Genomic DNA, 1,990 nt, shown 5'->3' on the forward strand with positions numbered 1-1,990 from the left:
GGACAGAAAGAGGACACTAAAAAAACAATCAAGCTAGGCTCATGTGAACCAGGCACAGCAACAGAATTTGGTACTGTTAGTAAGTCAACAAACACAAAACAATATAACGCTATCGTCTTATACAACTCAATAACTGGGAGTATTCATTCAGCGTATGATGACGAAGAAAAGGCAAATAGCGCTTTTGATAAAATCTGGTCATTAACGAAGTTCCCATCAATGAGGCTCAAAAAGCTGACTTACTGGTCAGACATTGGTAAGGCTCATCAATACCTAGAAGGTGTATCAGTAGACTCTTGTTGTGCTTGATATCAACTGCCTGCCCAAAGCGGCAGGTTGTTGATTTGCTCTCCACTAACAGGGTTCCCCTAGTCGCCACCGAGGCCCACCCGCCGGACTTACCCCTGCATCCCTAAGGCTCGTTCCTCACTAAGTGCTGCCGCTCAAGGCTGTTGACCTCCAGCGCTAGGTCGTTGCCAACAAACCCCCGTTGTCACCGACCTAGCAGAATGCTGGTGGTCATAAGATTCGCCTACGGCGAGCTAAAAGCATTTGTATCGCTTTTCTTAACGGCTTCGCCTAAAAAGCTGACCCTCTATCGAGCCCTATTGTGTCGCCTTTGTCGGGGCTAATGTCAATCAAAAAAGGCAACAATAATTATTAAATATTTGGTGTTATAATGTGGTATTTATAGGGGTGAGGGTGTATAATAAATACATGAAAACAAAGACATAGTTTTCATGTTAACTGATTTTTAAATAGCTTGGGGGCTAAAATATGTCAATTGATAAAAACTTCGCATACTCACTTCCTTGTACTGTAGGTAAGCAATTCAAACCATTTCATCTAGTGAATGTTCCAGCTTCAGTATTGGTCTCACTACTAAACATCGATAACAAGGGTAGTGTACTTAAACGTAGCCAGCGAGAGGTAAATATGAAGCGAGCGAAAGATTTCGCGAAATACCTTGTGAACAACTATAAGCGTTTTTACATCATTCCAACTATCATTGGTGTGGTTGTGTCGAAGAAAGATAAAAAGCCTGAATTTGAAGAGGTTATGGAAGGAGCGCGAGTTGGTCTACTTCATATATCTATGGATAGCTCCATTAAGCTATTCGATGGCCAACATCGTTCTGTTGGAATCGACTTCGCTCTAGAAATGTTGTGTGATGAACTCGCCGAGTTAGGTTTTGATCTAGAGAACGTAGATGTTCCTATTATGCTATACACGAACTTGACACTTAAAGAGAGGCAGTTGGGCTTTTGTGACATCAACCAAAACTTGGCCAAACCTCAACAAAGTATTTCAGATGCCTTTAATACACGTGACCCTCTTCCATGTTTAGCTCGTTACATAACTGAGAACTGCGTTGCGTTTAAAGACCTGGTTGATATGGAGCACAATACTATCACCAAGAAGTCTGAAAAGTACTTTCCTTTGAAAGCTATCAAAGATATCAACCAAATCCTGCTGGGGTTGAGTAAGGAAGTAAAAGAAATCTCTGATTCAAAGTACCAGCTAGCAAACGAGTTTTGGACTACTGTTTCTAGAGCCATGGGTTGGGGAGGCTTAGCATTTAGCGATACGTCAGCAGAAGAATTCCGTAATACCTGTATTCTGACTCATGTAGCTACACTAAAGGCTATTGCAGTAGCTGGAAATATCGCAATGAATCACTATGGCTCTCTCGAAGCAGTTCAGTGGGATAAGCTTGAAGAACTTAACTACTCACGCGATCTAGGTACGTCTGACTTTACTGGCCGCATCATAGATGACAAGAGTGGCAATATGTCAGTGAATAAAACTAGCATTGACTTGGCTGCAAATAAACTCCTTACAACCCTGGGTGTACCACTTTCTGAAGCACGGCAAAAGTTAGAGGATCAGTACTTTGGTTCTCAAAGTATGAGCGATGATAGTGGTGACATTGATGGAGCAACAGAACAAGCCGCTTAACCAAGTTTTAATTAGAGAAGCCCTGACTAAG

Annotated in this window: 2 protein-coding genes; both read left to right on the top strand. The window is 42.0% G+C overall.

Going from position 1 to position 1,990, the window contains the following annotated elements; translation table 11 throughout:
• A partial coding sequence (locus IQR33_RS06660) for a hypothetical protein (protein ID WP_193843598.1) occupies positions 1 to 309 on the top strand: 309 nt, incomplete at its 5' end.
• A gap of 468 nt (positions 310 to 777) precedes the next feature.
• Positions 778 to 1,959 carry a DGQHR domain-containing protein gene (locus IQR33_RS06665; RefSeq protein ID WP_025767162.1) on the top strand — a complete coding sequence of 394 codons (1,182 nt, stop codon included), beginning with the start codon at positions 778 to 780 and terminating at the stop codon, positions 1,957 to 1,959.
• Positions 1,960 to 1,990: the final 31 nt, after the last annotated feature.

Source organism: Vibrio sp. OPT46, from assembly GCF_015163535.1.
GTDB lineage: Bacteria > Pseudomonadota > Gammaproteobacteria > Enterobacterales > Vibrionaceae > Vibrio > Vibrio alginolyticus.